Consider the following 4,885-nt stretch of genomic DNA (forward strand, 5'->3'; position numbering starts at 1 on the left):
AAGTCCGACAGCCTGAACAGGCTGGTCATATTTCCGTTTTTGTCGTAGGTGTATTGAGTGTCGTATGCACCATAACTTGTTCCCCAATCTCCAGTCATAATACTTTGGGCCTGGGTCAGGCGGTTCAGGTTGTCGTAGGTATAGTTGTAGCCCAGATAATTGTCGAAAAGTACTGTCGAAATATTTCCGTTGTAGCGAGGTGTGCCGCCAAACGCTGATTGATTGTAATAGATATTTTCCGACAATCGCGTTCCCGATATGTTTGTCAGCCACGAGCGGGTGTTGTAGGTGTAGGTGAGCTTCATAGTTGTATTGTTTTTGGGCGCCGTGGTTTTCAACCTGCCCAGCTCGTCGTAAGTATTCTGTGCAAGAATGATTTCCGTCTGGTTATTGAGCTTGTGCCTGGTTTGGGTCATGCGTCCCGCATGGTCGTAAGTATAGGTGTATAACTCGCTGACCAGCGTTCCCGTAGCCGATGGCGTATGCTCGTGCAGCTTCCTTGTTACCTGGCCGGTGAAGTTATAGGCAAGATATTCCCTTTCGACCCCGCCCAACAAGTTAGTCGATTTACTCTGTACAAGCTGTCCCTTGTAATCGTAGTAGAAAACCGTTGTGAACACCCCTCCGGGGCTTCCCAACACGTACGTCGTAGTTTTGGTTAACAGCCCTCTTGCCGCTACCTGATCGGCATTTGTTCCATGTCGCGCGCCATAACCGGCACGGGCATCGTATGCCTGCGGGTGGGTGGTTGCCGGCAGGAAATTGTAATTGTCGTAATAGTTTATCGTGTGAAGCGTCAGGTTGTCCCAGCTAAAGCCAATACCTTCCAGCTCGTAGCCGCCATACATATCGTCCATGCCCGTATAAACAGCCTTCCCTATACCGTTGCTAACAGTCCAGGGATTTAAAAAAAGCGATTGTTGATAACTTTTTTGCAAAAAAGCGAGATTTAATAAACTTTAACTAAAATCGGGCAAAAGTAGCCGAAAAATCAGAGGAAAAACGGACAAAAAACAGAGAGAAAGCGAGCGGGAACGGAACGAAAACGGCAAAAAAAATGCCAAAAAAGTAATTTTTTGTGGCTTTGCCACAAAAAAAATCCCTCCCCAAAAAAAAGAAAAAGAACAGCCCGCTTTTGCGGGCTGCCGTAATAAATTATTTTATTGGTTTTGCCTTTATTGGATACTCGCCAATATTGTAATCAGTATAAAATACCGACTGCAAAAAACCTTCAACAGAAATTTCAAAATACTGCGGTTTCAAAATGTAGGTACTCGCCCCTGCGATAAATTCCTGCTCAAAAAAGATTGTATCTTGTATGCCTATTTTCTCTACAATGAAATTTACTTGATTAATTTGTGCATTATTCCACCTATCAACAATGTAAATTTTGTTGTTTTCCAAAGGGCTGAATATAAAACTAACCCAACTTGTTTCCGATTTGCTGATTTTTACAAAATCAGTGCTTTCGGAAAATGACAACAAACTATCGTTACTAAAAATTACATACCCATACTTATTAAAGGGTGGTTTATACACTTTCAAATAAGTTTCTATTTGTGGAAAATAGTATTTTTTGTTGCTCTCAATGACAGCAGAAACATAACAATACGCTATGAATACTACAAAACATAATAACGGCAACAGCAAAAGAACAATAATAAGTTTCTTTTTCATAACAGCCTCCTATTTTGTAACCCAATTCCAAATACTCCGCAATAAATTATTTGCCTTTTGAGTTGGTGTATTATTCATTATGTTGCTACCGACACGCCAACCATAATATTCGGCGTTTCTTGTTGATATGCCTTCTATTGTTGGTCTTTCGCTTACTTTTGATTGATATGCGTCAAAGGCAACTCTTGACGCTTCCCACGACATACCATTAGCGCCTGCGACATAACCCGCTGCCATATTACCAATATCTCGTGCAGAACTATATGTAGTTACTCCTGTGTTTTTATTTCCACCGATTGGCATACCTCTATATTCGTCTATTCCCGCTATCGGTTTGTCTGTTCCGTTAGTTGTTTTAAGATCATACTTTTCACCGTTGCCGGCATTGGCGATATAATCATTAAACATTGGCGGGTTATTGCCAATAATATTATCTAAAAAATTTAGTCCGCTTTGGTCGCTGGGGTTTATAATGCTACCTACTGCCCACGCACCTTTGCCGCTATTTGCATCACTATTGTAAAAAGAAGTGGTAGAACTTGAAATGCCGATAGAATTACCTCTTACCGTATAGTTGCCGTCTTTATCTTGTGTATAGACATAAATGTTTCTGTCCTTATTCAATTCCCCGCCGATAACTCGGTATGTCCCATCGTCATTTTGAGCAACACGAGTTTCTTTGCCGTCAGGGTCAACATTCCGAATCGGATTATTCGCTGCATACGCATACGGCGACCAGTTATAATAACTTTCAGCATGAGGATCCATAGTTGTAAACCTCGGTACTACCTTGTCCAGCTGCCTGGCCGAATAATCATACAAATTCAGCCCGTGCATGGTATCAAACTCCTTGCCGTTGTACTTGTAGGCCTGGACGCTTTGACCGGTGATGCCAGTATAAAACGGCATCCCGAACGGGTAGTAATCCGTTTGCTGGACGATGCTTGAGACTGCTCCCGTGGAGTGCACTATCCTGTTATTTCCCTGATGGTCTTTGGTGTAGGAATAAAACTTATTCGCTGCCGGGTCGTAATAGCCGTTATCCGTAAGTATTTTTTTCTGAACGCCATTTTCATACACCACACTTCCCACATAATCAGTTACTTTCGTCTGCGTCAACGCCGATTCGTTCACTCCAGAACCTATCACCGGTGTTGTCTGGAAATTGGGATTATACCGCTGTGTAAGCCGCAATTTCTGACCTGCTGCCGAGTAGATATACTCGTTCCGCGCCTCTGCCACGGGGCTGACTATATCTATCTGCCGGGGCAAATTTAATGAATTATATCGGATTTCCATCCTTATTCTTTCTTATGAAAATATTTCCGGTAATATGGTTCCTGTTTCTTATTTATGACTTTACCCAGGACGAAATAATACTCCTTACCATTGCGATAAACATAGAGCGTCCCTCCTGTATCTCTATTTCTCGGATGATAAATAGAATCTCCAATGCTTAATAAAGCATATAAATCGGAGGGTTGATAATCGTAATTAGTAGTATGACTTCCTAACAAAAATCTAACGCCATTGTCCAATTCTATTAAGTAAGTACCATTATAAACTCTCGCAGTAGTACTTTTAATTATCTTGCCGGAAAATTCGGTCGCAATGCTACCTAAAGGAGGGTAATTTTCATCTATCCAAATTCTCCGATAATGTATAAATAGAATGCCTGAACAAACAAGAACTACACCCAGGTAAGGATATAACTTCCTCAAGAATGCATATAATTTCGTCTCCTCTACTCTAGTTAGTCTAGTTTCCATCGCCAAAGAAAAAATTAGAAATTGCATTGTATATGTCTCTAAATGAAATCATAGTAGTGTTAGTTACAGCAGCTGCTGCGCAGCAAGATTTATAAAACAAACAACCCGCCGAAGCGGGCTGTCTTGTTTGCTATGAAAAACCATATAATTCTATCGGAATAGGCGATAAACTTACAATAAAGTCAATCAGTAATTTTATTTCTTCGGGCGGTGCTTGCCAACCTGTTTCTTTGGAACGTGGAATGAATGAAAAATGATTGTCTTCATAATAAATTTGATTATCAACTTTCAATGTACAACCCCAAACGTCATTTGCCCAATTATCCGCCCTGTCATATTTTTGAGTTAATGCGGAAATCATTTTCTTAATTTCTACACATTGATTGTCCATAAGTTTGCCTCTATATTCCTTGTTTTCATGGTGTTTTTGCTTGACGATTAAACTGTCGTTAATAATATCTATGGAATAAATAGGGTCTATTGACGACATTGAAGGATAAAAGAGCAATGATAAATTCAAATCAGTTTTCATTTCTTTGTTTTTTGTTTGAGAATGACACGAAACCAAACAGGAACAACACAAGAGAACCCCAAAGACAGTTTTCATCAGTACGCCCCCCTTTCATTTAATCCCTGTTCTTTTCTTAATTTGTTTTCATTGTATTTATGAGTTCCCTGTACTCCAACCGTTTCCAATTCTTCTTTTCGTACAGTTTGTGTAACTGTATTTCCAGCAGCGTCTTTATATGTGTGAGTGGATGTTGCACTACCTTCCGATTTTCCTTTCATTGCCCTGTCTGCGTGAATAAGTTCGTGTCCCAAACCTATTTCGTTAGGTCTTGTTGCCCCAGATACATTCCCTGTTGTCGGGTCTTTGGTTGGAATTGAAGGATTTGACGTTGGGTCGAAAGTAACATTTGAGTCTGTGCCAACTCCATTGGTTGAATTAGCAATAAGGTGTGATTCAGTATTTCCACCTGTACCAACAGATATAGTGACAGTTTTTGCACCGTCTCCTTTTTTATTCAAATCTCGGATTAGTTCGCTGCCCGAAGTTAATGCTTTACCTGAATTTTCGCCTCCCATTCTTACGATTATTACAGTGCCGTCAGTACGCATACTTAACCTGTCATTTGTAAGTCTTTGCAAATGAGTTAGAGTAGTTTGTCTTTCTGCTGCTGTGCCTGCTAATTTTATTTCTTTGCCATCCGGGTCAATGTATTTTACCGGATTATTATAACAATAAGCATACGGACTAATCGAATAATACTTCTCCGCCAGCGGATCCATACTAGTAAACCCTCCATACCCATCCAACTGCCTGGCCTCAAAATCATACAGGCCCAATCCAAACATAGGCTCAGCCTCCTTACCACCAAACTTATAAGGTTGAAAGCCTTCGGCATAACTCTCCTGATTGCCGATTACCTTGCCGTAAG

At 40.7% G+C, this 4,885-nt stretch carries 4 protein-coding genes and 1 pseudogene; all 5 read right to left on the reverse strand.

Going from position 1 to position 4,885, the window contains the following annotated elements; translation table 11 throughout:
- Positions 1-938 (reverse strand): annotated as a pseudogene (locus tag ACYPWY_RS15535) (hypothetical protein); the annotation flags it as partial.
- Between the two features lie 217 nt (positions 939-1,155).
- A complete protein-coding gene (locus tag ACYPWY_RS15540) occupies positions 1,156-1,677 on the reverse strand; it encodes a hypothetical protein (RefSeq protein ID WP_459686459.1) in 522 nt (173 codons plus the stop codon).
- A gap of 9 nt (positions 1,678-1,686) precedes the next feature.
- The gene (locus tag ACYPWY_RS15545) at positions 1,687-2,976 is read right to left on the reverse strand and encodes an RHS repeat protein (RefSeq protein WP_459686460.1); all 1,290 of its coding nucleotides are present in this window, start codon (positions 2,974-2,976) and stop codon (positions 1,687-1,689) included.
- 600 nt (positions 2,977-3,576) lie between these two features.
- The gene (locus ACYPWY_RS15550) at positions 3,577-3,978 is read right to left on the reverse strand and encodes a hypothetical protein (RefSeq protein WP_459686461.1); all 402 of its coding nucleotides are present in this window, start codon (positions 3,976-3,978) and stop codon (positions 3,577-3,579) included.
- 74 nt (positions 3,979-4,052) lie between these two features.
- The coding region (locus tag ACYPWY_RS15555; protein ID WP_459686462.1) for a M91 family zinc metallopeptidase at positions 4,053-4,885 on the reverse strand (833 nt) is incomplete at its 5' end.

The organism is Viscerimonas tarda, assembly GCF_054601255.1.

What these genes read in the sequence shown, in the direction of transcription:
- ACYPWY_RS15545 (WP_459686460.1), bottom strand. Translation starts at nt 2,976, where the DNA reads ATGGAAATCCGATATAATTCATTAAATTTGCCCCGGCAGATAGATATA.
- ACYPWY_RS15550 (WP_459686461.1), bottom strand. Translation starts at nt 3,978, where the DNA reads ATGAAAACTGATTTGAATTTATCATTGCTCTTTTATCCTTCAATGTCG.
- ACYPWY_RS15540 (WP_459686459.1), bottom strand. Translation starts at nt 1,677, where the DNA reads ATGAAAAAGAAACTTATTATTGTTCTTTTGCTGTTGCCGTTATTATGT.